Genomic DNA, 22,131 nt, shown 5'->3' on the forward strand with positions numbered 1-22,131 from the left:
CGTCGTGGTTCTCCGGCGGTGCGCCTCGACATGGAGAGCCTGCCAGCGCCGCTCGAAGGAACGTTCACGGAAGCGGATTCGACCGGCCGCTGGCCATGGCCGGCCATCTTCGGGGGCATCTGCCGGCGGCGAAGGCAGCCGGGCTCGGCCTCGCTTCCGCGCTGGTGGCCGGCAACGCCACCGCGGTCACCTGTCCGGCCTTGACACCCCGCCAGCCGGTCCTGCTCGCGGCGGCGTACTTCTGCGCAGGCCTGACCTGCGGGGTGTCTGGCGGCGGCTTGGGCGCTCTGCTGCGCAACGAGCTCGAAGCCATTTTCGCCATCGTGATGACCAGTATCGCCGCCTGGAACTGCATAACCTCCGTGAGGAGTTCCGGCGCCGACACCTCGATCAACCGCTACCTGCCCTCCTACGACGCCCCGCAGGCGGCTCCGCAGCGCGCTTCTCCTCCCACATCGCCGTCCCCAGGTACGTGCTCATCCAGTTGGCGTAGTTCGCCGCAGCCGCACTCACAGGGATGCGGCCTTCCACCGGCGTACTCCCAGCGCCCGGCTGGCGGCCAGGGGCCGTGCCTCAGTACCGGCACAACCTGACCCGCGAACCACAGCAGATCGCTGACCTGCCGCGACGGCCTGCCACCCATGCGGAACCTGGATGTGGTGCTCTCGTTGTGCGCGGTGTGCCCCCCACCAACCCCGCATCAGAGGAACAGCCACCCACCGCAGTACGGCCCGTGTATCGCACCACATCGGAGCCGGCGGTGATGGGTGATGACCCGTCGCTGCGGGCGGCCTATCGGCTGTGCCGGCGACAGACCAAAGCCCAGGACCCGGCACAGTACGCGCTGATCCAGCTGGTTCCCGCCGCGCTGCGGCCGGCGTGCTGGGCGCTGTGGGCAGCGGCCAACGCCATCGACGATTTGGCCGACGACCGAACCGCCGCCGCCTTTGAGCGGGCCGCGCAGGTCGAGGAGTGGATCACCGCACTGGAGCGCGAACTGGCCGACGGAACGAGCGCGGACCCGATCCGTCACGCGCTGGTGGACACCGCGCTGCGCTGGCGCCTGGACCTGACCCGGCTGCACGGGGCGCTGCTCCTGGTCCGCGACGACGCCCTTGGCCGGCGCTTTCCCGACTGGCCTGCATGGCGTGCCTGGGCACGTGACAACTTGCTGCCGTGGTTCGACCTGCTGCGTGATCTGTTCGACCGGGCCGGCGTACCCGTGACCCTTCGGCTGGACTCCTGGGAGGTCTACGAGCAGTTCCTTGACGGCTTCCGGCTCACCGACACCCTCACCGACCTGTCCGCCGACCTCGCCCAGCACGACCTCCTTCTACCCGACGAAGTTCTCAACCAGTACCCCGGGGCCGCGGACGATCTGATGTACCTGCGCTGGAGCCCCGCGGTCGCCGAGGTGATCACCCACCTGACCGGCCTGGCCCGTCAATGGGTGAACCAGCCCTCGCTCACCCATGGCATGCACCCCGCTCCCGCCACCATCTGCCACACGATGGCCGGCCTGTTGCGCGCCCAGCTCGACGCCGTCACCAGCGCGGGCCCCTCCATCTTGCGCGCCCCGCCCCGACCCGCACTCCTCACCAGCGCCCGCATCCTCGCCCACGCCCGGGCCCGCGCAGCCCTGGCCTGGAGCCTGACCCCGGTGACCGTGCCGCCCCCGAAGGATGCGGTGCGGCGCAGACCGCCTGTCCCCCACCGGACGGTCCCGCGATCAACATTCCGTACCCCGCCCGCGCACCCCAGCGGCCAGCAGCCCCCGAAGATCCCGGCCGGGCAGACGCCCACCCACGTCGCCGTGATCATGGACGGCAACGGCCGCTGGGCCCAGCAACGCGGCCTTCCCCGGCACGAAGGCCATCGCGCCGGCGCCACCGCCGTACGCGAGGTTGTCTACGGCGCCCTGGAAATCGGCCTGCGCCACCTGACCATCTACACCTTCTCCACCGAAAACTGGAAACGCGCACCAGAAGAGATCGACGCGCTGCTCCACCTTCTGCACAGCGAGGTGAGCGCCAACCCCTTCCGGGACCTCGACGTCCGCCTGCGCTGGCACGGCGGTGCCGACCGCCTGCCGACCGACCTGGTCGATCTCCTGCGGCTGCGCGAGCACTCCACCCGCACCCGCACAGCTCTGACCCTGACCATGTGCATCAACTACGGCGGCCGCGACGAAATCACCCGCGCCGCCGCCGCGCTCGCCCGCTCGACGGCAAGGGGTCACCTCAATCCCAACCTGATCAGCGAGAAGGACTTCGCACAGCACCTGCCCCACCCCGACATGCCGGACGTCGACCTGCTCTGGCGCACCGGGAACGAGCAGCGCACATCCAACTTCCTGCCCTGGCACACCACCTACGCCGAGCTGTACTTCACGCCGAACCTCTGGCCCGACACCGACCGACGCGATCTATGGCACGCCGTCACCGAATACGGTCGCCGCCAGCGCCGCCACGGCGCGACAGCGTCCATGCCCACCCGTGCGTCCCGGGCCGAGGAAGACCCATGCGACAGCTAGGGCTGAACCGACGACGACTCCGGATGCGACTTCGGGCGCATCGGCAGACCAGCCCGGATCTCGCACACCGATCAGAGGTACGGCTCAGCTGCCCGTACAGCGGGACGAAACGATGACTGCGCGCCCACTACCCAAGCCTGGGGGCCTGGGGTGCGCCCCATCGCTTCGAGAGAACCGGATGCGCACCACCGGCCGTGGTTCAGGCCCGGGTGTAGCCGCCGTCGGCGAAGAGTTCGGCGCCGGTGACGAACGACGAGGCGTCCGAAGCCAGGAAGAGGGCGGCCTCGGCGATTTCTTCGGCGTCGGCCAGCCGCCCCAGTGGCACGACGGCCTCGGCGAACTGGTCGACGTCCGGCCCCGCGGCGCCCAGCAGGCCAGGGGTCCGCGTGGGTCCCGGGCTGAGCACGTTGACCCGGAATCGGCGCTCCCGCGACTGCCGGGCCCAGTTGTGCACGAGGTTGCTCAGCGCCGCCTTCGAGGCGCTGTAGACCTCGAGGTGCTCATTGGGCCGCACGCTGTTGCTCGAGCCGACAACCAGGATGGAGGCGTTCTCCGCCAGCAGCGGAAGCGCCTTCTGAACGGTGAATAGTGGGCCCTTGACGTTGACGGCGAGCGTCAGGTCGACGTTCGCCTCGGTGTGGGCGCCGAGCGCGGCGTCCGCGACGATTCCCGCGTTGGCCACCAGCACGTCGATGCGTCCGGCCTCCTCGCGGACTCGCGCGTAGAGCGCGTCCAGGTCGGCCAGGACCGACACGTCGGAGCGTACGCCGGTGGCCGCAGGGCCCATCTCCTTGACTACCGCTTCGAGTCGGTCGATGTCCCGGCCGGTCACGAAGACCCGCGCGCCCTCCCGGACGAAGCGGTGGGCGATGGCCAGCCCGATCCCGCTGGTCCCTCCGGTGATCACGGCCACCTTCTCCTGCAGCACGCCTGGCATGTCGAATCCCTTCAGTTGTGGAATGGATCGTCCATAACGTAGGCAGTAATGGACGATCGAGTCAAGAATGGATAGCCTGAGACCATGGCGAGACCACGCGCATTCGACGAACGCCAAGTCCTGGAGCGGGCCCGGGAACAGTTCTGGGCGACCGGCTATGCAGGAACCCGGATGGACGACATCGCCCAGGCGACCGGCCTGGGCAAGGGCAGCCTGTACGGCGCGTTCGGCGACAAGGGCAAGCTGTTCCACCGTGTGTTCGGCGACTGGTGCACCGCAGTCGTCGAGGTGGCCGAAGGGCGGCTGGCAGGTGGCCCGGACGCAGAGGCCTTGGCCCGGCTGTCGGAATACGTGCACCTAATGGCGGAGAACACCGCCTCCGACACCGAGCGCCGCGGGTGCCTGTTGGCCAAGGGCGCAGCGGAACTGGCCCAGCGCGATCCGACGGTCGCCGGACGGTCGGCCGAGACCATGACGGCACTGCTGACCCTGCTGCGAACGGAGATCAGCGCCGCCCAGCGCCACGGCGACATCGATAGCGCTGCGGATCCGGAGCGGTTGGCGGCACTGCTGCTGACGGTGGTCCGCGGTATCGAGGCGGTAGGCAAAGCCGGCCTGGACCCGGAGACGCTCCGGAACATTGCAGACACCGCACTGGCGGTCCTGCCCATGCCCGAGGGGCACAAGCGCCTCGCAGCCGGGCGCAGTCCGGCCCGCGAGAGCTGACTTGGTGCCATCACGGCCACATGATCCGCCGGACAGTGCCTAGGCCTGCGCGGCCAGGTGATGTCTTCACGTCTCGGCGCGGTGGAATTTACGGTTTGTGGGTTACCCAGAGCAGTTCCGCTGGCCAGCGGTGTGCCCAGTCGGGTGGGTCGGTTTCGTTGTAGCCGTTGGGTGTTCCGAGTTCGGGCCGCGGCTCGATGAGGTCGTCGATGATGAGACCCGCGCCGCGCAGGACCTTGACCCAGTCGCCGTAGGTGAGCTGATAGCTGGTCGCGCCGTCGTCTTCGGCGATGGTGTTCAGCCCGAAGTAGTCCTGCTGCAGCGTCGTGGTCACGCGGCCGGCGGCTTCGTCGTAGCAGGCTTCGAACCATGGGCTGGCGACGTTGAACACCAGGCGCCCGCCGCGGCCCAAGACGCGTGCGGCCTGCGGGACGGCCAGGTGCGGGGGCGCCCAGCTGAGCCCGCCGAAGTCGCAGAACACCAGGTCGAAGCTGTCGGCTGCGAAGGGGAGTTGTTCGGCGGCGCCTTGCACCAGCGGGTAGCGGGCCGCTCCCATCGCGCGGGCCGCTGCGGCGAGTTGGGCTTCGGACAGGTCGAGTCCGACCACGGTGGCGCCCTCGGCGGCGAGCGCCCCGGACCACTGGCCGGCACCGCAGCCGAGTTCGAGGACGCGCTTGCCGGTGACGTCGCCCAGGGCGTGCAGGTGCGCGTCGGGGATGGAGTACATGCCCCACAGCCGGGGTGCGGCGCCGATTTGTGGGTCGTGCTCGTGCTGGTAGGCGCTGCTGATCCGGTTCCAGAGCCGCCGGTTGGCGGGGATGCTGTCCACGTGCCGACTCCAGCACTGCCTGCCGGGGGCGGTCAACACGACTAGGGCACTGGCCGGCCTTCGCCTCGGTCCGGCCCTGGCTCGGCCCATGATCCGCCGGACAAGCCCTAGTCCTTCGCCCGCCTGAACTGGGCGCGGGCGACGATGTCGACGGACCGGTTGCCGAGTTCCAGGCCGAGGTCGAGCTTTCCGACCACAACGCCGCATGGGTGGGCTCTGAACCGATCCCGCGGTTCGCCGTACCCGCGCGTGGGTTCGGGACACTAGGTGGAGTGGCCGCGCGGCTCCCGTCGGTGCACCGTGTAGGTCAGGTGCGTCACCCGCGACGACGGCTCCGAGCGGACTTGCTCCAGTGCGACCCTGGACGCGTCCACTCCGTCGAACAGGCGGGCGCCGGCGCCGAAAAGCACCGGTGACAGCGCGATCGAGAACTCGTCGACCAGGCCGGCGTTCAGGTGCTCCAGGATCGTCGCGCCGCCGCCGGCGATGCGGACGTCGCGGTCGCCGGCGGCCTCGCGGGCCTGTTCGAGGGCTTGCTCGATGCCGTCGTTGACGAAGTGGAACGTGGTGCCGCCGGGCCGCTCCCACGGGTCACGCTTCGTGTGCGTCACGACGAAGACCGGGGTGTGGAAGGGCGCCTCCTCCGGCCATGACCGCTCGCCGAGGTCGAACATGCGCTTGCCCATGACACTCGCGCCGGTGCGCTCGAACGTCTCCCGCGCTACGTCGTTGTCGCGGCCCTCCTCACCGCCCTCGCCCAGCTTCAGGTTCTCCCGGAGGAACCGCAGCGGGAACAGCCACTGCTGCAGCTCCGCCCACTGCGCCATCCAGCGCTGAACGTCCGGGTCGTCCTGCCTATCGGGAGCGAAGAGCTCTTCTTCAACGGGCACGGACTCGGGCGCGATGAAGCCGTCCAGCGACATCGACACGCTGAAGAACACCTTCCCGGCCATCAGCCCTCCGCCCCCTTCCGCGCGAGGTCCGTGACGTAGGCCGCCAGGCTGCTCAGGGTCTGCCGGCCGCCCTCGATCGCGTGGTACTTCTCGACCGCCTCGTCGCGCAGTTCCTTGGTGGGGAACACCGTGCGCATCACGATCCGGGTCGCCGCGCCGTCCGGCGCGAAGGTCAGGACCGACTCGAAGGCGTTCGGATCGTCGCGGGATTCACCGTGGATCAGCGCGATCCGCTCCGGCGGGGCGATCCGCAGCCAGCGGATCCACTCGGGGTAGTCGGTCCCGTCCGGCCCATGCAGCACGAAGTCCCACTCCCCGCCCTCGCGGAACTCGAAGGAGCGCGTGGTGGTGGTGAACCCCTCCGGACCCCACCACCGCGACAGGTGCCGGACCTCGGTGAACGCCTCGAACACCAGCTCCCGCGGGGCGTCGATGACGCGGGAGATCACGATCTCCCGGTCGGCCGTCGCCGGCTCCGCCCGCGGTTCTTGCCTTGCCCTTGCCATCGGTCAGTCCTCCTGGCGTGTCTGCTTGAGGTCCTGTACGTAGGTGTCCAGCCGGTCGAAACTCTCGTTCCAGAACTGCTCGAAGCCGCCGACCCACTCGTGGATCGGCCGCAGCCCGCGGGCGTCCAAGCCGTAGAGGCGCTGCTTGCCCGCGCCACGGACTCGCACCAGCCCCACCTCCCGGAGCACCCGCAGGTGCTTGGACGCTCCGGGCTGGCTCATCCCCAGCTCCTGGGCCACGTCGGTCACCGGCCGCTCACCCGCCCGCAGCAGCGCCAGGATGTCCCGGCGCTGCGGCTCGGCGATCGCGTTGAACGCGTCCGACGTCGTCGCTGCTCGTGCCATGACAGCCATCATATTCCTATATCGGAATGCGTCAAACGGGTCGGGAGTCGGGGAGAGCCGCGGCTGTCGGGTGGCTGCGTGGCCGCGGCGTGCATGCCCGCTTCGACTTCGCTCAGCCCGGCGGCGCGGCGATCGGCTCGGTCGTGGACATCCGGTTCAAAGACCGCGGGCTGCGGGCGCACCTGAATGAGGCGGTGTCCCGATGTGGGACGACGAGTGCGAACCGGTGCTGGGGATGTCTGTGCCGGCGGACCGGCACACGCTGATACGACGCTGGTATGTGCACCGGATTCCGCTGGACAGTGATGGCATCACCCGGCGGCACTAGGAGGAAGATTGGCCGTCGCGGATCGCGCCTGGCCCGCAGCCCTCGGCGATCCATTGGGCCAGGGACGCCAAGGTGGCTTCGACGCTGTCCTCCATGTAGCGACGCAACGCGTCCAGGTCCGCGCGGGTCGTGCCCAGGACCGGGTCGAGGCGCAGGAGCTGCCAGGACTGCTGGACGATGGTGCCGCGGCCCTGGGGATGGAAGGTCCAGTCCCAGTGCACGATTCCCTTCTCGTGCCCGCCCACGACGAAGCCGAATGCGGTCGCGGGGTCGGCTCGCACGACTTGGGAGCGGGTTGCCCACTCCCTTCCGTCCTTGCGGTTGCGGCCGCTGAACCAGGCGCCGACGCGGGGCCCGGCGCCGTGGTCGTAGGCGACGTCGCTGGCGTTGAGGCTCCATCTGCTGATCGCCGACACGTCGCTGACCAACTCGTAGACGCGGGCGGGTGCGGCATCGACCCATGCCCTTCTGGTGAAGGCGTAGTCGGCTGCGTCGAGAGTCTCGATGGGGTCGTGTTCGCTGGTGGTGGCGCTCAAAGCGTGCTCCTGGGTGTACGCGGGTGCCGGATCGGCAGTACCCACTTCACCGACGGTGCCGTCCGGTAGCCAGGCCCGCCCTTTCCTATCCACAGCCGGGGCAGGCAAAGCGTTTTGAACGGGTCGATACTCGGAGCCATGAACGGACAAGCACAGCTCGGGGACTTCCTGAGGACGCGGCGTTCCCAGCTGCGTCCCGCGGATGTCGGAGTACCCACCTACGTCGAGCGCCGGCGCGTGCCGGGTCTGCGGCGCGAGGAGCTGGCGCAGCTGGCGGGTGTGAGTGTCTCCTACTACACGCGGCTGGAGCAGGGCCATTCGCAGAGCGCCTCACCCGAGGTACTGGACGCGATCGCCCGCGCCCTGCAGCTGGACGAGTCCGAGCGGCTGCACCTGCACGACCTGGCCGGGGCGGACCGGCATCGTCCTCGGAACCGGCGGCCCGCGCCGGAGCGCGTGACCGAGGCGGCACGTCAGTTGCTGGACGTCCTGGAGGACGTTCCCGCGGTCGTGCTCGGCCGGCGCAGTGACGTGCTGGCATGGAACCAATTGGGCCACGCACTGTTCGCGGGGCACCTGGACCCCGACGGCCCGCAGGGCGTGGGTGAGCGTCCCAACATGGCCCGACTCGTGTTTCTCGACGACCACACCCGCGAGCTGTACGCGGACTGGCCCAGTAAGGCCAGGGCGGTGGTGGGGAATCTGCGGCTCGTGGCGGGCCAGCACCCGCAGGACGGTGCGTTGCACGCGCTGGTGGGTGAACTGGGTTCGAAAAGCACTGAGTTCGCGTCGATGTGGGCCGACCACCAGGTCAAGCCGTGCACTGTCGCGGCTTATGAGATGCGGCACCCACTGGTCGGAAATCTCAGCGTCATCCAGCAGACCCTGAGTCACGGGCCCGGCCCTGTTGTCATCGTGGCCACCACGGAGGCGGACTCGCCGTCGCGTGCTGCATTGACCCTGCTCACCCAGGCCACCGCACCGGCCACCACTCGGCCCGTGACGCAGGATCTCCGCCGGGCGGACCCCGCGCTGCCGGGATCTCGGCTGCTCACCGACTGACACCCAACACGCCCCCCAACCGCGCACCCGCGCATACGGACGCCGGGCACGGCCCATCATCCGCTGCCGAGCAGCCGCCTGGTTACCAGCCCGGGACCACCCTCCCCCACCCAGTCGCACACATGCGTCGGCGTGCCGCTGCCGCATGCCCGAAACCAGTGAAGGAACCATGTCCAGCAACAAGAAGCTGCTCAATCTCTCGGCGGCGTCAGCCGTTCTGGTCGCGGCCGCCGCCGCAGCGCTCAACCCGGCGGCATCGGGCGCGGTTTCGGCCTCGACCGGTGCCGCGCCGCTGAGCGGCCCACCGGTGTCCGTGCACTTCGACCTGGCCAAGGGCCAGACTCCGGAGAACATAGCCCTGGCACCGGGTGGCGACGCGTATATCACCTTCGCCGCGGGCCGCCAGGTCGCCAAGGTCTCCCGCGACGGCACCACCCGGATCCTGGCGACCCTGCCCAAGCCCGCCGACGGCGGCATGCACACGCCGGTGCTGGGCTTCGCACTGACGGTTGGGATCGTCCGCGCCCATGACGGCACCCTGTACTTCCTGTATGCCACCGGTACCGCCGACCTGACCGGCGTGTGGCGTCTGCGCCCCGGCGGCGAGCCGGAACGGATCGCCGCGCTCCCCGCGAACGGCCTGCCCAACGGCCTGGCCCTGGACGCACGCACCCGCATGCTCTACGTCACCGACTCCGTGCTCGGCACCGTCTGGAGGGTGCGGACCACCGGCGGCACCCCCACCTCCTGGTCCACCGCCCCGGAGCTGGCCTCCACCGGCTTCCTCGGCGCCAATGGCCTGAAGATCCACAAGGGTGCGGTCTGGGCCACCAACCTCGACAAGGGCACGATCCTGCACATCCCCATCCGCCCGGACGGTCGCGCCGGCCGGGTCCGGACCGAGGCCACCGGCCTGCAGGGGATCGATGACTTCGCCTTCACCGGCCGCGGCGACCAGCTGCTGGCCACCCTCAACGGCACGAACCAGGTGGCGCTCGTCCAGCCCGACGGCAGGCACTCCATCGTGCTGACCCCGGCCGACGGCCTGCAGAACCCCACCTCCATTGCTGTGCGTGGAGACACCGTCCATGTGACGAGTGCCGCCTACCTCACCGGAAAGGACCCCAACCTGCTCCGCGTCCACCTGAAGCGCTGAGCACCGCGGGCACCGACCCGACGGGCAACACACCGGCTCGTCCCGGACGACGTGTCCTCGTCGACGGTCCCCTCATGCCACCCCGATCCCTCTCATAACCCACACAGGGCGGAGACACACCATGCAGGACACGAACGAGATCACCCTGGGCGAGGCCACCATCGCCCGGATCGAGGAGATGTACGGGCCGGTCATGCCACGGACCAGTTCTTCCCGGACTTGCCCGAGCACGCTTGGAAGGACCACCGGTCTTGATCTTGCCGAGGTTGGCCTCGCTTGAACGCAGATCGGACGCCATCCGTGCTTGGCGGCGCCTTCGATCTCGACGACCTGCCCGTCACTGACGTTGGGGGTGGGCTCGCCTACGGGCTTGAGGCCGGGCTTGTGGGCCGGGCTCGGCGTCGGGGCCCTGGCGGCGTTCTACGGCAGGAAGGCTGCATGGCGACACGTGACCTTGTTGCTGTCTAGGAGGCGAGGCTCGGGATGGTGGGTGCCGCTGCGGCTGAGTCGGTTCCTGGACTGGTGTTCCCAAGCCGGACTGCTGCGGAGGTCGGGCGTCGGGTACCAGTTCCGCCACCGCGAATTGCAGGACTCCCCTGCCGCCACTTCGGCCTGCACCGAGGCGCTCGACTTGTCCTCCCGATGGGTGGCGGCTGGGCCAGCCGGGGCTGCCGGTCTCAGCGAAACCGACCCATGACCGGTGGATCCTGCCGGCGAGCTAGGCGGGCGGTTCGGTGGAGCGCTAGCCGAACTCGCAGTAGTACGTTCGTCCGAACGCAGCACTCGCGTGCGCACCGGCCATCTGCCGGGCGCCCGCCCCGAAGAGCCCGTCGCCGAGGATGCGCGTAGGCATGTCCGGTTCGCGTGAACGCCATGTCACGGGAGGGGGTGGCGACGTTCCGACGCGGTACGAAGCCGTCGCCCATCCTCCGCCCAACCCTCGCCTTGCTTCATCTATCGAAACTCGATAGATTCCCATCGCAACTCGATGGAAGGACTGGTGATGGGAAAGCTGACAGTGCGTGCGCTGCGTGCCGTGCTCGTGGTGGTGCTCACCGGCACCGTGTTCGTACAGGCATTGATGGTGTGGGCATTGGCCACCGATCCGGAGGACGGGTCGCTCCCGCTGACCCCGCTGCGCGTGATCACGATCCTGGGCATGGTGTCGGCTCAGGTCGCCATGGTCTGCGTATGGCGGCTGGTGACGATGGTGCGACGTGGAACCGTGTTCTCCCACGCGGCCTTCCGGTACGTGGACGGCGTGATCGGTGCGATCGTGGCGGCCGCCCTCGTGTGGTTCGCGGTCACGGCCCTCAATGCGCCGGGCCAGCGGGAGGACCCAGGCGTGACCGTCATCATGGGCGGGGTTGGCGTGGCCATCCTCGGGGTCGCGCTCATTGTGCTCGTGCTGCGCATGCTGCTCGCCCAGGCCGTCGCCCGTTATGGCGAAGCGGCGCAGATGCAGGCCGAGTTGGACGAGGTGATCTGATGCCGATCGCCGTCGACATCGACGTGATGCTGGCCAGGCGGAAGATGTCCGTGGGCGAGCTCGCGGACCGCGTAGGGATCACGCCCGCAAACCTGGCGGTACTCAAGAACGGCCGCGCCAAGGCCGTGCGCTTCGCGACGCTCGCCGCGCTCTGCGAGGTGCTCAAGTGCCAGCCGGGTGACCTGCTGCGCTGGGAGGCCGAGGACGCCGCGAGCGGATGACCTGCCGCAGGGCGGGCCTGAAAACGCCTGACAGCACCGGCCCGTGACACGGCAGTGGACCGCGGCATGCACGTGGATCGCCGATCACCTGCAGCACCCTCGGGACCCCGTTGGATAGACCGTCTACGTCGCCACGAGCCTCACCGCCGGGCGGGCTACACCCGCCGAGCTCGCGAGCTTGATCCGAGAGCGCTCGAAGGTCGAGGGCCCACACCATGTAGTGATGGGACGCAACCTCGCCATCGGCGCCCTCCGCCCGGCCAGCAAGACCAACATCGCCGCGGGGCTCCGGCGCAACGCCCGGGACACCAGCGGGCCGCTCGACCTCCTCGGAACGCCGAAGCCCTGCTCCACTCCCGACCGGCTTGCGACCATCACCCGATGACTCCGGCGGCCATGACCCGACGGCATGGCTCGATGCACCCCTCCCCCACCGCTGGAAGGCCAGTACCGGCCTTCCAGGGGAATTCCGGGCCATCCGCGCGCCCTGCACGGCGGTAGGTGGTACGGGGAAGGGAGATGCCCACACCCCCCGATCCACCCGCCGCGCCGCCCGCAGCACCGAGCAGCGGCGAATCACGTGTACCGGACCTGCTGCGGACCGCGGCCGCCTACGCCTGGCGGATCATCGTCGTCGGCATCGTCGTACAAGCCGCGTTCTCCGTACTCGGACAGTTCCACCGCATCGCCGTCGCCGTCTTCCTCGGCCTCGTCCTCAGCACCCTGCTTCGCCCCGCCGCAGGCCTCCTCGCCCGGCACATGCCCCGCCCGCTCGCCGTGGCCGTCACCCTCATCGGCGGCATCACCGCCGTCCTCGCCGTACTGGCCCTGATCGGCGAAATCGTTGCCGACCAGCGCAGCAGCCTGGAGAAGGAGTTCGTGGCCGGCATCGACCGCATCGAACGGCGACTGGAAGATCCGCCCTTCCGTCTCCCTGCGGACAGCTTCGACGACCTGCAGTCCCGGATCGGCAAACTCCTCGCCAGCCACCGCTCCACCCTCATCAGCGAAGCACTGAGCGGCGCCAGCCGGCTCCTCGAAGTACTGACCGTGCTGGCCCTCGCCCTGTTCTGCGCCGTCTTCTTCACCCACTCCGGCCACCAGCAATGGCAATGGCTGTGCGACCAACTCCCCCCGGCAGCCCGCCCACGCTTCACCACCGCCAGCCACGCCGCCTGGCGCACCTTCACCGGCTACACCCACGGCATCCTCCTGGTGGCAGCCACCAACGCCACCCTCGTCGGCATCGCCCTGACCGCCCTCGGCGTGCCCCTCGCCCTTCCCCTCGCTCTCCTCGAATTCGCCGCCGCCTTCATCCCCCTCATCGGCTCGCCCCTCGCACTCGCCGTCGCCACCGTCGTCGCACTCGCCACGAAGGGACCGCTGACCGCTCTCCTCGTCGTCGCCCTCATTGTGATCATCGGACAGATCGAAGGGCACCTTCTGCACCCCATCGTCATGAGCTGGGCAGTACGCCTCCACCCGGTCGTCGTCGCCCTCGCCGTCGTCGGCGGAGCAGTCGCAGCCGGAATCATCGGCGCCGTGGTCGCCGTACCCCTCGTCGCTGTGCTGTGGTCGGTGCACCAAGCACTCCGAAAGGCCGACAACGACCCGAGCAACAGCGGAAACCAAACCAACGACAGAAGTACCTAGAAGGCCACAACTCCTACAACGGCTAACACGATGAGGTGAGTTGGCCTTCAGTGCCGTGACCGGACCGGGGATCGAGGCTTCGACTCGGCGTGGGACGTCGGCGTAGTTGTGTCGGATGACACCCGCCTTGCCGAGCTACTCAGGCGCGCGCTGCGTCGAGTTCCTGGCCTACCGGATCGCTCCAGGGGCGTATGAACGTCGGCTGCTCGATCATGCGCCTTCTGCGCTGCCTGGCCAGGTGAGACGCCTGGCCAATTGGGCTCCCGCTGTCAGGGCTACGAATACCACAGTGCCATCGCCGAGCACCATGACTGCGGAGGGAGAGGTGCGGTCCAGGACCATTCCCCCAAGACGTGCCCCCCGCTACCTCCATTCCAGGCAGCCCGGCCACACCGGCGTCGCCAGACCGTGGGCGCCCGTGAACGAGTGCGGAGATTCCCGGTGAACCGCGGTACCCCGCCTACAGCACGCCGACCTCCGTGTGTTCCGTCCCGCACCAATAGAGCGCGGTAGCCCTCTCCGCGGGAGGGGCGGTAGCCCTCTCCGCGGGAGGGGCGGTAGCCCTCTCCGCGGGAGGGGCGGTAGCCCTCCCGCGGGCGAAGAAACGGCCTCCGGTTCAGTTGGTCTTGACGGGGGTCAGGGCGAATCCGCTGTTGGGCTTGCCTGCGAGGAGGTCGGCCAGCCCGCCGCTGAGCGCGTACGTCGTCCCGCCCGGTCCGGCGGTGACGTCGCTGGTGATGGGATCCTTGACGGTGTCGGTGACACTCACCGTGGCCTCGTTCCAGCCGTCACGGGGCTCCACACGCTGGATCTTGGCGGGCTTTCCGGACAGCAGACCGCTGCTGACCGCTGCGATCGAGCCGTCCTTCAGGAGCCGCATGCCGGCCGTGGGCGCCCCCAGCGGCTTGTCGAGCTTCACCTTCCGCGCCTCTTCCGGACGGTGGACGGGCACCCGTACCAGTGAGCCGTCGGCCATGGCGATGATCAGCTGGTTTCCTGGTACCCACTCCACCGCCGACATGCCCACATCGTTCAGGAAGTTGGGTATGTCCAGCGTGCCCTTGAGCAGGTCGCTCTGCAGGAAGACCGAGGCGCGGCCCTTGCGGTCGATGCGGAACACCGTCGGGGTCAGCTCGTCGACGGCGTAAGCGGTGCCGTCGGGCGCCACCGTCACGTCGGAGATCAGGTGTCGCTTGCCGTCGAGGGCGACCGCGGTAAGGTCGACGCACCAGTCCTGCTTGCCGCTCTTCAGGTCGTAGCTGCCCACACCGGCGACGCGGAAGGGGTTGTCCTTGTTGGAACGGTCGGCAGTGCCGTAGTCCACGTTGCTCACCAGGATGCGGTCTCGCTTGCGGTCGACGAGGACGGCCTGTGCCGACACCAGTTCCGGGTCATCGATGTGGGTGCGCACCTTTCCGTCCAGACCGACGGCGGAGACCGTGCCGTGCTTCAGCGAGCCGGTGAAGAACGTCTTCGACCGCGCCTCGTAGCCCAGGGAATGAGGGAACACACCCGGGCCCTTGGCATCGATGACGCTTGGCGTGGTCTGCTTGCTCTGCTCGACCCGGGGCCGCTCAGAGCCGGGTCCGGAAGTGGAACCGTTCACGGCAAACGCCGTCCCGGTGGCCACGGCAGCGACAAGAGCCGCGCCCGTGATGGCGATCCTCAGATTCATCTTCTTCTTCATTGTCCTTGTTCCTCAGGAGAGTTGGGGCTGATGGTTGGGGCGCCTGCGGTGATGCAGGCGCGCACTGCGGTGATGCAGGCGCGCACTGCGGTGAGTTGACGGAAGCCGTGGCGATCGGACGGCGTGAAGGTCACCTGGTGATGTCGCGTCCGAGCAGGGCGGCCAGGCGGTCGATCGCGGGGGCGTCTTCAGGAGCGGTCCGGGACGGCGCGAACGGGGCGCCCGGCCCGGACGGCAGTTGTGCTACGAGGCCGCGGGCGAAGTCGATCTCCCGCTCGACCGCGGTTTCGCCGAACAGGGCTTTCTGGCCGATGGCTTGGGCCAGATCCCAGCCGTGCACCAGGTGCTCGATGGTCTGCAGATGCAGGGCCACAGCCCCGGGCACCTCGCCTATCGGGGCCTGCACCGTGCGCTCCAGCGCTCCCGGGCGCTCGAAGCCGGCCACCAGGGCGGCGGCGGACATCCGGAACGTCCCCTTGAGCGCCTCCGGAGCGGGCCGGGCATCGAGCTCCGGCAGGGCCGACTGCGCCCCCATCACTTCGGCGAACGTGCGCTGTCCCATGACCAGGTGGTCGACCAATTGCTGGACATTCCAGTCGGTGCAGGGCGTGGGCGCGCTCCACTGCTCCCCCTCGACGGCCTCGACCAGGTAGGCGACGGTGTCGACGACCTCGATGAAAGCCGTGACGGGTGTGACGGGTGTGGTGGACATGCGGAGCCTCCAGTAGGGGTGAAAGAGGGATGCGTGCATTCGCCCGTCGTGTGCGAGCACCGGATGAGTGATGCCGACGGGCGCGGAAACAGCGGAAGAGGGGGCGGGCAGCGCGTCATCGGCGGCAGAAACACGCGGGTGACGAGGCTCCCAGGGCACTCTCTGCCGGCCTCGGGGCCGGGGGCTGCCGGGTGATGGTGATGCTCAGACGTGACAGGCGTGACAGGCGTGACGCTCTGAGCGGCCTGCGGTACTGCGGCGGCCGGACGGCCTGATCAGGAGTGCACGGGCGGAACGACGGGTGCGGGGGTGCCGGCGGCGGGGTGGACGGTCGCCGGCATGTCTGCGGCTGGCTGAAGGGTCTGGGCGAGCAACTGCAGTGCCGCTTGAGAGGCATCGCCTTGCGCCGTCGTCACCACCAGCCGGATCCCCCGCCCCCGGGGCACCGGGAGCGAGTGCTGCAGAACGTCCAGCTCCCCGACCATCGGATGGCGCATCCGGTACTCGGCCATGTCCCAGGCCCGCACCCTGTGCTCGGCCCACAGTGCCGCGAACTGCGGGCTATGCATGGTCAGTTCACCGATCAGGGACGCCAGATGCGGGTCATCCGGGTATTCGCCAACCGCCTGCCGCAGCTTGCCCACCACGTCCCGTGCTTTCCTGAGCCAGTCCACGTACAGGTCCCGCGTATGGGCGTCCAGGAATACCAGCCGGGCGGTGTTGGGCCGCGTGGCCGCCTGATCCGGGCTGTCCGGGGCCAAGTGCCCGGCGAACAGCGCATGCCCGGTGCGGTTCCACGCGAGTATGTCCGAGCGTCGGCCGAGGACGACCACGGGTGAGTCCCCGAAGGCATCCACCAGTTGCCGCACCGCCGGGGTGACACGCTCCGCCGGGAGCCGGCGGCGACGCTGCCGGACCTCACCGGACAAGGCGTGCAGGTGCCGCCGTTCCGCGTCATCCAGCCGCAGAGCCGTGGCCAGCGCGTCGAGGACCTGCGGCGAGGCGTTGAGCGACAGCCCCTGCTCCAGCCGGATGTAGTAAGCCACGCTGACACCGGCCAGCTGGGCCAGCTCCTCGCGGCGCAGACCCGGCACCCGCCGCCGGTCGCCGTAGTCGGGCAACCCGACGTCCGCCGGCTTCAGCTGCGCCCGACGCGTGGACAAGAACTCGCCGAGGAGGGACTTGCCGTGCGTTGTGTCGTTCATGGGAGCGAGTATGGCCCGGCCCAAATCTCTTAGCCTGCTACTGGGACTAGCAGGTGCGAAGATCGCGGGCGTGCCGGCCGTGCGGCGATGTTCCGTCAGACTTCAGTGGCGGCAATGGGGAGTTGAAGCCTGGCCGGCGCTGGCCGAAGCCCGCGTTCCGCGTAATTCGGGGAGTCTGGGGTGCGGATCGGTCTGAACGTGCGAGCGGTCGGCCATGCGTGCCTCTCCGCGCGGGCGCACGTGGCACCTCCGACCTCACAGAAAGCACTGCGGCGCGTGCTGCATCCTCCTCGCGATCGCCTGCTCAGCGTGGACGGCCTGCTTCGGTCCTGGTCCTCGGCTTCGTCACCAGACATACGTCCGCGTACGAGCTGGACCATCAGCTCAGGCTCGGCACCGGCGTCTGGGTGTCCTGCCTGGAGCCGTACGCGGCCTTCACAGCACTAGGTCTGCGATCGCGAGGTTTCTGGAGGGCACCTGGCGGGCTGCCGAAGCAAGGCGAGGTGCCTGAGCCGATGTACTGGCGCTGTCTTCTGTCGGGGCCGTCGATCTCCTCGTGGTGGGGGTCCAAGCAGGGTGTGTGTCAGAAGGCTCGGCGACTGAAGGCCGAGCAGGCCCGCGAACCCGGGCGGGCGCCGCACGCCCGAGATCGCCCGCGAACACGAGGACCGCCTGGCCGCCGAACAGCGGGCCGGGCGGGCCCTGATGCTCGTACAGGAACGACGCTTCCCTGTCGCCCGGCAGATCGGCCGGTTGCTCCTGGAGCACCGCGACGGCATCGTCCTCGACGGCTGGGCGACGGACTGGCTCGGCGAGATCGCCGAGACCATCGACGACCGCGACGACCCTGCCGAACGCGCACAGTTCACCGGGTGGGTGGAGAGCTTCGTCCGCGCTGTCCACGGCCACGCTCGGCAGCGCAATCAGCCCTCCACCACTGCCGAGGAGGCCGGCCGGGCCCTGGAACTGGCCACCGAATTCACGTTCCAGGAAAGGCCCAAGATCCCCGAGCGGGTCCCGGGTTCCCAGTCTGGGAACCAACGCGGCACGAGCGCCGACGATCTCTGTCCTGAGACGTGGAAGACAGTCGCCTGCAGCGCGCTGATCTGGGGCGACTGGTTTGGATGTCAATGGGCGTGGTTCGTCTCGAGTCAGCCAGAGTGCTGCCTCGTGAGCTTGAGGTCGCTAGGTGAAACTGGCGGTGCTGGTCGGCGGAGCCTGTTGATAGAGCGCTACCAACACGCCGTGCACGGGCTGGTCTTCGGTATCTTCCTCGGCTTCGTCGACCAGTTTGGCGAGGGCCTCGCCGAGTTCTCTTGCCTTCGCTGGGCTCAGACGCAGGTGGCGCAGTGTCAGGTGGGTCTCGGCGGGTGAGCGGTCCAGCTCCTGGGCGACCGCGGCGAGCATCGCGGCGGTGCCTGCCGCTTGGGGTTCGGCGACCACCATGTGACGGGCCGTGCGCTGGTAGTGCTGCTCGGTGCCACCCCGGACCTGGCGGGTCTCGGCGACGTGGACCAGACCGGCTTCGCGGAGCACTTTGAGGTGGTGGGCCACGTTGCCCTTCTTCGCGTCTAGCTGCGCCGCAAGCCGGCCGACGGTTGCAGGCCGTTGGCCCAGGGCGAAGAGCAACCGCTGACGCAACGGGTGAGCGAGCGCCGCGAACTGCTCAGGCGCACCGATCTCCAGGACATCCTCAGGAGGCGGCAGATAGGACGGCTGATCAGGCATACCGAAAGTGTCTAAACTCTTTGACGCTTTCGCAAGGGCAGTGCTCTACTTCCTGCCATGACGACTCTGACGAAGGTTCAGCCCGCCCCTGTCATCGACGAGACAGCCCGGCTCCTGATCGAGCACTACGTTTTCCCCGAGATAGCCGAGCAGCTTGCCGGCCTGCTGCAACGACGCCTCACCGCCGGCGCCTACGATGTCGACGGAACGGAGGAGTTCGCCCGTCTGGTCACCGCGGACCTGCAGTCCGTCAACGGCGACCGACATCTGAGACTGAAGCACCACACCGACCCGGTGTCCCCGAAGGAGGGGGCGGCCACCCTGGACGCCATGCGCCGGGACTTCGACACCTCACTGGGCGGTGCGCCTCGGGTGCAGTTGCTCGACGGAGGGGTCGCCGTACTTGAGCTGGCACCCATGCTGTTTCCGCTGGAGTGGGCCGCCGAACCGCTGGGCGCCGCGCTCACCCTGGTCTCCCGCGCCCAGGCGCTGATCGTGGACCTTCGCGCCAACCGGGGCGGCGACCCGGACACGGTCGCCTTCGTCTGCAGCTACCTACTGGACAAGCGCACCCACCTCAACACCATGCACTGGCGCGACGGCGAGCGCCGCGAACAGTCCTGGAGCCAGCCACACGTTCCCGGCGCCTGCTTCGGTGGCAGCAAGCCGTTGTACGTGCTGTCCAGCGACAGCACCTTCTCTGCTGCTGAGGAGATGGCGTACGACCTCCAGCAGCTCGGCCGCGCCGTAGTCGTCGGCGAGCGCACCCGCGGCGGCGCACATCCGTGCAAGGGCTGGACGGTGCACCCACACCTGGAGGCCACTATCCCTATGGGCCGTGCCATCAACCCCGTCTCCGGCACGAACTGGGAGGGCACCGGTGTGCAGCCGGACATCCCTTGCGCTGCTGCTGACTCCCTCGACCAAGCACACGCGCTGGCCCTCGCCCAACTAGCAGGCTGACCCAGCCCAGCCCACCGACAGCACCGCGCGCATCGCCTCCCTTATCAACGTCGACGGCTGACTTCGGCGGCGGAGGCCCCAGTCTCCGGCGCTCCCGGCATGCGCACTCCGCACGACTGGATTCACTGCCAGGGAAGCCGAAGCGACCGGGTTCGCTGTCAAACGCCTCGATTGGACCACAGAGGACAATCACGCGGCGGCCGCGCGGCCCGCTGACCCACCCCGCGCATTCCGTCACCCCACGAGCCGCAATTCGTCGGTTCCTCTCTCCTGGCCGAGGGCGTCGACAGCACCCCGCTACGTCATCACGGGCGCCGGTCACGGCGACGGGGCCGTCGGGTGCCTGCCTCGATGAGCGAGCCCTGGACCACCCAGAAGGTCGTCGACCAATTGGTCGGCTTCCTCGACGATCAACTGGGCTCCTGACCCGGTGCCGGGATCTTAGGGCTCGGCACCGGACCGTCCGTCAGTCCCCCGTCTTGGGCCGCCAGTCGGAGGCCCATGCGTCGAGCGGGCCGAGATGTTCGAGAAGGGTCCTGCCCTGTCCGGTGAGCAGGTAGCCGTCGCCGGAGTGCTCGACGAGGTCGGCCTGTCCGAGCTCACGAAGCCTGTCTGCCAGGACGCTTGATGAGACGCCGTCACATCGTTGCTGGAGCTGGCGGAAGGTCGGTGCCGAGTCGTCCCGCAGCTCCCACAAGGCTCGCAGAGTCCAGCGTCGCCCCAGCAGGTCGAGGAGGGCCATGATCGGCCGACCGGTGTGTGAGCCGCGGACCGGTCGGCCTGGCAGTGGTGTCGATCGCGTCATCTGCTTCCCTTTCCGAAGCGTCAATGTTAGCGTGCCACCATGCCTCGAATATCGAAGCAACCTCGAATCGAACCGCTCTCGCCGCCGTACGACGAGGAGGCCGGCCAGGCCCTCGACCTCCTCGGGCATTCACCCATCCAGCTGTTCCGAGTGTGGGCCCGCCGACCAGAGCTCGCCCGCTCCATCGCGGGCTGGGGCAGCTACTACTTCTCTCGACGCTCCGCTCTCACTGTGCGCCAGCGTGAACTGGTCATCGACCGGACGACCGCGTTGTGTGGCGCTGACTACGAGTGGGCCGTGCACGTCGCGGGCTTCGCCGAGAAGGCGGGCTTCGACGGCGCGCAGCTCGCGTCCCTCGCGGCCGGAAGACCGACGGACGACTGCTGGGACGCCAGTGATCGCGCTGTACTTGAAGCGGTCGACGAGCTCCATACGACCTTTGATCTGTGCGACGACACCTGGGCGAACCTGGTCTCTGTCGCGAATGAGGATGCCGCCCTCGACCTGGTCTTGATCTGCGGTTGGTACCACGCCGTCTCGTTCGCCGTCAGGGCTCTCCGTCTGCCGCTGGAGCCCGGCACCGACCCGATCGCCGCGTCCTGATTGCAGGCAATGCACACCGCTGGACGACTTCGGGCGCAGTCCCTGCCTAGCGGCCACAGCCTCGCAGCCTCGCGCAACCCCCTCATCGCCTCCGAGCAGACCTTGCCGCCCCGCCTGCAGGCGGCACGGCATGAACGAGAGCACGAACGGCCTACTACCCCTATCGGGGATCATCGCTGTCCCAGGGATTCACGAAGAGGTCGGACGGTACGCCCCATGCCGACAGCACCGTAATCAGCTCAGACTCGTCCGTGGCATCAGCGAACCCGATAAGGACAGCGCCGATGTCGTAGTCGAAGCCGTCGATGCGCTCGCTGTCGTACTCCCAATGCTCAAGCCGGAAGCTTCGTTCAACGTCGCTGCGGATCCATCCCTCCTCCCCCGCCCGGACATCAGCCTCGCTTTGCCTGGCGGCGATGTCCACGAATGCCCGACGCTCTGGCCGCGATGCTGGGACCTCTGCAACGAGCCGCCTGCCAAGGCGGAGCGCGGTCAGCTTGTCCATTGGCCAGTTCGATCCGTCGTTCATGAGACTTCATCCTGGCCCAGCCTGGCAGTGCAGGACGGAGGAGCAGCGCCAGGCCCCGTTGAGGGGTGCCCACCCCTCCGCCCGCCAAAGCGGCGACACGATGCCGCTCTCCTGGACGCAATAACGGCTCGGCCGGGAACTCCCAATCGAGCTACTGCATGCACTACTCAGAACCTCGATCAGGCGCCACGTTCCTGCGAATCGACCATCAGCTGAAGCAGATCCCGAAGCCCGTGCCGCTGATCCCCGTCGAGGCCGACCAGCGGGTCGCCGGCAAAGCGCAGGCGGGCCCGCAGGTCCTGTGCGACGGCCCGGCCCGCCTCCGTGGCGGCGATGCGTTTGATCCGTCGGTCGGAGGGGTCAGGAACGCGCTCGACCAGGTCACGGCTCTGAAGTCGGTCGACCATCCCGGTGAGGTTGGACGGATCGGCGCCCAGACGCTCGGCGATGCGTCGCATAGGGAGCGCTTCGTCCAGCGCGAGCAGCACCTTGACCTGCTGCGGGGTGAGCCCGTGATGGGCGGAGGCTGTGTCGTACTCGCGGTTGTAGAGGTCGGTGATCTTCGCGAACAGGGCGATCACCTCGGCGGTGAGCTGGTCCGGAGCGTTCATGCCCACAGTGTAGG

The 22,131-nt window shown here is 68.8% G+C and carries 25 protein-coding genes; 11 read left to right on the top strand and 14 right to left on the bottom strand.

Annotation, left to right across the window (positions count from 1 at the left end; translation table 11 throughout):
• The first annotated feature begins 763 nt into the window (after positions 1–763).
• On the top strand, positions 764–2,533 hold the full coding sequence (gene uppS / locus ACFQ6S_RS06500) for a polyprenyl diphosphate synthase (RefSeq protein WP_383404441.1): 1,770 nt from the start codon (positions 764–766) through the stop codon (positions 2,531–2,533).
• 199 nt (positions 2,534–2,732) lie between these two features.
• Here uppS and ACFQ6S_RS06505 read toward each other — a convergent pair whose 3' ends face one another.
• Positions 2,733–3,470, bottom strand: coding sequence for an SDR family NAD(P)-dependent oxidoreductase (locus tag ACFQ6S_RS06505; RefSeq protein ID WP_383404443.1), 738 nt, complete (start codon positions 3,468–3,470; stop codon positions 2,733–2,735).
• A gap of 84 nt (positions 3,471–3,554) precedes the next feature.
• Here ACFQ6S_RS06505 and ACFQ6S_RS06510 point away from each other — a divergent pair, with 84 nt between their 5' ends.
• Positions 3,555–4,196 (top strand): TetR/AcrR family transcriptional regulator, encoded by a 642-nt coding sequence (locus tag ACFQ6S_RS06510; protein WP_383404445.1) that lies wholly within the window; start codon positions 3,555–3,557, stop codon positions 4,194–4,196.
• An 88-nt stretch (positions 4,197–4,284) separates the two neighbouring features.
• Here the strand turns inward: ACFQ6S_RS06510 and ACFQ6S_RS06515 are convergent, their stop codons facing one another.
• The 5 genes from ACFQ6S_RS06515 to ACFQ6S_RS06535 all read right to left on the bottom strand — a co-directional run bounded on the left by ACFQ6S_RS06515 (position 4,285) and on the right by ACFQ6S_RS06535 (position 7,738).
• Entirely contained in the window at positions 4,285–5,025 is a 741-nt protein-coding gene (locus tag ACFQ6S_RS06515) for a class I SAM-dependent methyltransferase (protein ID WP_383404447.1), read from the bottom strand.
• Between the two features lie 263 nt (positions 5,026–5,288).
• Positions 5,289–5,978, bottom strand: a complete 690-nt coding sequence (locus ACFQ6S_RS06520; RefSeq protein WP_383404449.1) for a dihydrofolate reductase family protein — start codon at positions 5,976–5,978, stop codon at positions 5,289–5,291.
• A complete protein-coding gene (locus ACFQ6S_RS06525; protein ID WP_383404451.1) occupies positions 5,978–6,484 on the bottom strand; it encodes an SRPBCC family protein in 507 nt (168 codons plus the stop codon). Before ACFQ6S_RS06525 ends, ACFQ6S_RS06520 begins: the two co-directional genes overlap by 1 nt.
• 3 nt (positions 6,485–6,487) lie before the next feature.
• Positions 6,488–6,829 (bottom strand): ArsR/SmtB family transcription factor, encoded by a 342-nt coding sequence (locus ACFQ6S_RS06530; protein WP_383404453.1) that lies wholly within the window; start codon positions 6,827–6,829, stop codon positions 6,488–6,490.
• Positions 6,830–7,153: 324 nt separating this feature from the next.
• A complete protein-coding gene (locus ACFQ6S_RS06535; RefSeq protein ID WP_383404455.1) occupies positions 7,154–7,738 on the bottom strand; it encodes an SRPBCC family protein in 585 nt (194 codons plus the stop codon).
• Positions 7,739–7,831: 93 nt separating this feature from the next.
• Here ACFQ6S_RS06535 and ACFQ6S_RS06540 point away from each other — a divergent pair, with 93 nt between their 5' ends.
• The 7 genes from ACFQ6S_RS06540 to ACFQ6S_RS06570 all read left to right on the top strand — a co-directional run bounded on the left by ACFQ6S_RS06540 (position 7,832) and on the right by ACFQ6S_RS06570 (position 13,274).
• Positions 7,832–8,755 (top strand): helix-turn-helix domain-containing protein, encoded by a 924-nt coding sequence (locus tag ACFQ6S_RS06540; RefSeq protein ID WP_383404457.1) that lies wholly within the window; start codon positions 7,832–7,834, stop codon positions 8,753–8,755.
• Positions 8,756–8,924: 169 nt separating this feature from the next.
• Positions 8,925–9,911 (top strand): hypothetical protein, encoded by a 987-nt coding sequence (locus tag ACFQ6S_RS06545; protein WP_383404459.1) that lies wholly within the window; start codon positions 8,925–8,927, stop codon positions 9,909–9,911.
• 121 nt (positions 9,912–10,032) lie between these two features.
• The gene (locus ACFQ6S_RS06550) at positions 10,033–10,191 is read left to right on the top strand and encodes a hypothetical protein (protein ID WP_383404461.1); all 159 of its coding nucleotides are present in this window, start codon (positions 10,033–10,035) and stop codon (positions 10,189–10,191) included.
• 723 nt (positions 10,192–10,914) lie between these two features.
• A complete protein-coding gene (locus ACFQ6S_RS06555; RefSeq protein ID WP_383406447.1) occupies positions 10,915–11,400 on the top strand; it encodes a DUF2975 domain-containing protein in 486 nt (161 codons plus the stop codon).
• Positions 11,400–11,621 carry a helix-turn-helix transcriptional regulator gene (locus tag ACFQ6S_RS06560; RefSeq protein WP_267007426.1) on the top strand — a complete coding sequence of 74 codons (222 nt, stop codon included), beginning with the start codon at positions 11,400–11,402 and terminating at the stop codon, positions 11,619–11,621. The genes ACFQ6S_RS06555 and ACFQ6S_RS06560 overlap by 1 nt, the downstream gene beginning before the upstream one ends.
• A 223-nt stretch (positions 11,622–11,844) precedes the next feature.
• Entirely contained in the window at positions 11,845–12,006 is a 162-nt protein-coding gene (locus tag ACFQ6S_RS06565) for a hypothetical protein (RefSeq protein WP_383404463.1), read from the top strand.
• Between the two features lie 134 nt (positions 12,007–12,140).
• A complete protein-coding gene (locus ACFQ6S_RS06570; protein WP_383404465.1) occupies positions 12,141–13,274 on the top strand; it encodes an AI-2E family transporter in 1,134 nt (377 codons plus the stop codon).
• Positions 13,275–13,890: 616 nt separating this feature from the next.
• Here the strand turns inward: ACFQ6S_RS06570 and ACFQ6S_RS06575 are convergent.
• The 5 genes from ACFQ6S_RS06575 to ACFQ6S_RS06595 all read right to left on the bottom strand — a co-directional run bounded on the left by ACFQ6S_RS06575 (position 13,891) and on the right by ACFQ6S_RS06595 (position 18,606).
• On the bottom strand, positions 13,891–14,961 hold the full coding sequence (locus tag ACFQ6S_RS06575) for a hypothetical protein (protein WP_383404467.1): 1,071 nt from the start codon (positions 14,959–14,961) through the stop codon (positions 13,891–13,893).
• Positions 14,962–15,091: 130 nt separating this feature from the next.
• Entirely contained in the window at positions 15,092–15,673 is a 582-nt protein-coding gene (locus ACFQ6S_RS06580) for a TIGR03086 family metal-binding protein (RefSeq protein ID WP_383404469.1), read from the bottom strand.
• Between the two features lie 275 nt (positions 15,674–15,948).
• Positions 15,949–16,878 (bottom strand): helix-turn-helix transcriptional regulator, encoded by a 930-nt coding sequence (locus tag ACFQ6S_RS06585; protein WP_383404471.1) that lies wholly within the window; start codon positions 16,876–16,878, stop codon positions 15,949–15,951.
• Between the two features lie 435 nt (positions 16,879–17,313).
• Positions 17,314–17,787 (bottom strand): hypothetical protein, encoded by a 474-nt coding sequence (locus ACFQ6S_RS06590; RefSeq protein ID WP_383404473.1) that lies wholly within the window; start codon positions 17,785–17,787, stop codon positions 17,314–17,316.
• A gap of 276 nt (positions 17,788–18,063) precedes the next feature.
• Positions 18,064–18,606: an ArsR/SmtB family transcription factor gene (locus ACFQ6S_RS06595; RefSeq protein ID WP_383404475.1), complete on the bottom strand. Its 543-nt coding sequence runs from the start codon at positions 18,604–18,606 to the stop codon at positions 18,064–18,066.
• Positions 18,607–18,663: 57 nt separating this feature from the next.
• On the opposite strand from ACFQ6S_RS06595, the gene ACFQ6S_RS06600 reads away from it, so the two are divergent.
• The gene (locus tag ACFQ6S_RS06600) at positions 18,664–19,569 is read left to right on the top strand and encodes a S41 family peptidase (protein WP_383404477.1); all 906 of its coding nucleotides are present in this window, start codon (positions 18,664–18,666) and stop codon (positions 19,567–19,569) included.
• A gap of 466 nt (positions 19,570–20,035) precedes the next feature.
• Here the strand turns inward: ACFQ6S_RS06600 and ACFQ6S_RS06605 are convergent, their stop codons facing one another.
• Positions 20,036–20,311 carry a winged helix-turn-helix transcriptional regulator gene (locus tag ACFQ6S_RS06605; RefSeq protein ID WP_383404479.1) on the bottom strand — a complete coding sequence of 92 codons (276 nt, stop codon included), beginning with the start codon at positions 20,309–20,311 and terminating at the stop codon, positions 20,036–20,038.
• Positions 20,312–20,413: 102 nt separating this feature from the next.
• Between ACFQ6S_RS06605 and ACFQ6S_RS06610 the strand changes: the two genes are divergently transcribed.
• The gene (locus ACFQ6S_RS06610; protein ID WP_383404481.1) at positions 20,414–20,977 is read left to right on the top strand and encodes a carboxymuconolactone decarboxylase family protein; all 564 of its coding nucleotides are present in this window, start codon (positions 20,414–20,416) and stop codon (positions 20,975–20,977) included.
• A gap of 160 nt (positions 20,978–21,137) precedes the next feature.
• Here ACFQ6S_RS06610 and ACFQ6S_RS06615 read toward each other — a convergent pair whose 3' ends face one another.
• Both ACFQ6S_RS06615 and ACFQ6S_RS06620 read right to left on the bottom strand, forming a co-directional pair.
• Complete coding sequence (locus ACFQ6S_RS06615) at positions 21,138–21,482, bottom strand: hypothetical protein (protein ID WP_383404483.1); 345 nt, start codon at positions 21,480–21,482, stop codon at positions 21,138–21,140.
• 203 nt (positions 21,483–21,685) lie between these two features.
• Entirely contained in the window at positions 21,686–22,117 is a 432-nt protein-coding gene (locus tag ACFQ6S_RS06620) for a MarR family winged helix-turn-helix transcriptional regulator (RefSeq protein ID WP_383404485.1), read from the bottom strand.
• Positions 22,118–22,131: the final 14 nt, after the last annotated feature.

Source organism: Streptomyces sp. NPDC056479 (assembly GCF_042795335.1).
In the GTDB taxonomy this organism is placed as follows: Bacteria; Actinomycetota; Actinomycetes; order Streptomycetales; family Streptomycetaceae; genus Streptomyces.

What these genes read in the sequence shown, in the direction of transcription:
- ACFQ6S_RS06600 (WP_383404477.1), top strand. Translation starts at nt 18,664, where the DNA reads ATGACGACTCTGACGAAGGTTCAGCCCGCCCCTGTCATCGACGAGACA.
- ACFQ6S_RS06555 (WP_383406447.1), top strand. Translation starts at nt 10,915, where the DNA reads ATGGGAAAGCTGACAGTGCGTGCGCTGCGTGCCGTGCTCGTGGTGGTG.
- ACFQ6S_RS06605 (WP_383404479.1), bottom strand. Translation starts at nt 20,311, where the DNA reads ATGGCCCTCCTCGACCTGCTGGGGCGACGCTGGACTCTGCGAGCCTTG.
- ACFQ6S_RS06525 (WP_383404451.1), bottom strand. Translation starts at nt 6,484, where the DNA reads ATGGCAAGGGCAAGGCAAGAACCGCGGGCGGAGCCGGCGACGGCCGAC.
- ACFQ6S_RS06540 (WP_383404457.1), top strand. Translation starts at nt 7,832, where the DNA reads ATGAACGGACAAGCACAGCTCGGGGACTTCCTGAGGACGCGGCGTTCC.
- ACFQ6S_RS06580 (WP_383404469.1), bottom strand. Translation starts at nt 15,673, where the DNA reads ATGTCCACCACACCCGTCACACCCGTCACGGCTTTCATCGAGGTCGTC.
- ACFQ6S_RS06560 (WP_267007426.1), top strand. Translation starts at nt 11,400, where the DNA reads ATGCCGATCGCCGTCGACATCGACGTGATGCTGGCCAGGCGGAAGATG.
- ACFQ6S_RS06510 (WP_383404445.1), top strand. Translation starts at nt 3,555, where the DNA reads ATGGCGAGACCACGCGCATTCGACGAACGCCAAGTCCTGGAGCGGGCC.
- ACFQ6S_RS06530 (WP_383404453.1), bottom strand. Translation starts at nt 6,829, where the DNA reads ATGGCACGAGCAGCGACGACGTCGGACGCGTTCAACGCGATCGCCGAG.
- ACFQ6S_RS06615 (WP_383404483.1), bottom strand. Translation starts at nt 21,482, where the DNA reads ATGGACAAGCTGACCGCGCTCCGCCTTGGCAGGCGGCTCGTTGCAGAG.
- ACFQ6S_RS06570 (WP_383404465.1), top strand. Translation starts at nt 12,141, where the DNA reads ATGCCCACACCCCCCGATCCACCCGCCGCGCCGCCCGCAGCACCGAGC.
- ACFQ6S_RS06550 (WP_383404461.1), top strand. Translation starts at nt 10,033, where the DNA reads ATGCAGGACACGAACGAGATCACCCTGGGCGAGGCCACCATCGCCCGG.
- ACFQ6S_RS06520 (WP_383404449.1), bottom strand. Translation starts at nt 5,978, where the DNA reads ATGGCCGGGAAGGTGTTCTTCAGCGTGTCGATGTCGCTGGACGGCTTC.
- ACFQ6S_RS06585 (WP_383404471.1), bottom strand. Translation starts at nt 16,878, where the DNA reads ATGAACGACACAACGCACGGCAAGTCCCTCCTCGGCGAGTTCTTGTCC.
- ACFQ6S_RS06620 (WP_383404485.1), bottom strand. Translation starts at nt 22,117, where the DNA reads ATGAACGCTCCGGACCAGCTCACCGCCGAGGTGATCGCCCTGTTCGCG.
- ACFQ6S_RS06545 (WP_383404459.1), top strand. Translation starts at nt 8,925, where the DNA reads ATGTCCAGCAACAAGAAGCTGCTCAATCTCTCGGCGGCGTCAGCCGTT.
- ACFQ6S_RS06575 (WP_383404467.1), bottom strand. Translation starts at nt 14,961, where the DNA reads ATGAAGAAGAAGATGAATCTGAGGATCGCCATCACGGGCGCGGCTCTT.
- ACFQ6S_RS06595 (WP_383404475.1), bottom strand. Translation starts at nt 18,606, where the DNA reads ATGCCTGATCAGCCGTCCTATCTGCCGCCTCCTGAGGATGTCCTGGAG.
- ACFQ6S_RS06565 (WP_383404463.1), top strand. Translation starts at nt 11,845, where the DNA reads ATGGGACGCAACCTCGCCATCGGCGCCCTCCGCCCGGCCAGCAAGACC.
- ACFQ6S_RS06610 (WP_383404481.1), top strand. Translation starts at nt 20,414, where the DNA reads ATGCCTCGAATATCGAAGCAACCTCGAATCGAACCGCTCTCGCCGCCG.
- ACFQ6S_RS06505 (WP_383404443.1), bottom strand. Translation starts at nt 3,470, where the DNA reads ATGCCAGGCGTGCTGCAGGAGAAGGTGGCCGTGATCACCGGAGGGACC.
- uppS (WP_383404441.1), top strand. Translation starts at nt 764, where the DNA reads ATGGGTGATGACCCGTCGCTGCGGGCGGCCTATCGGCTGTGCCGGCGA.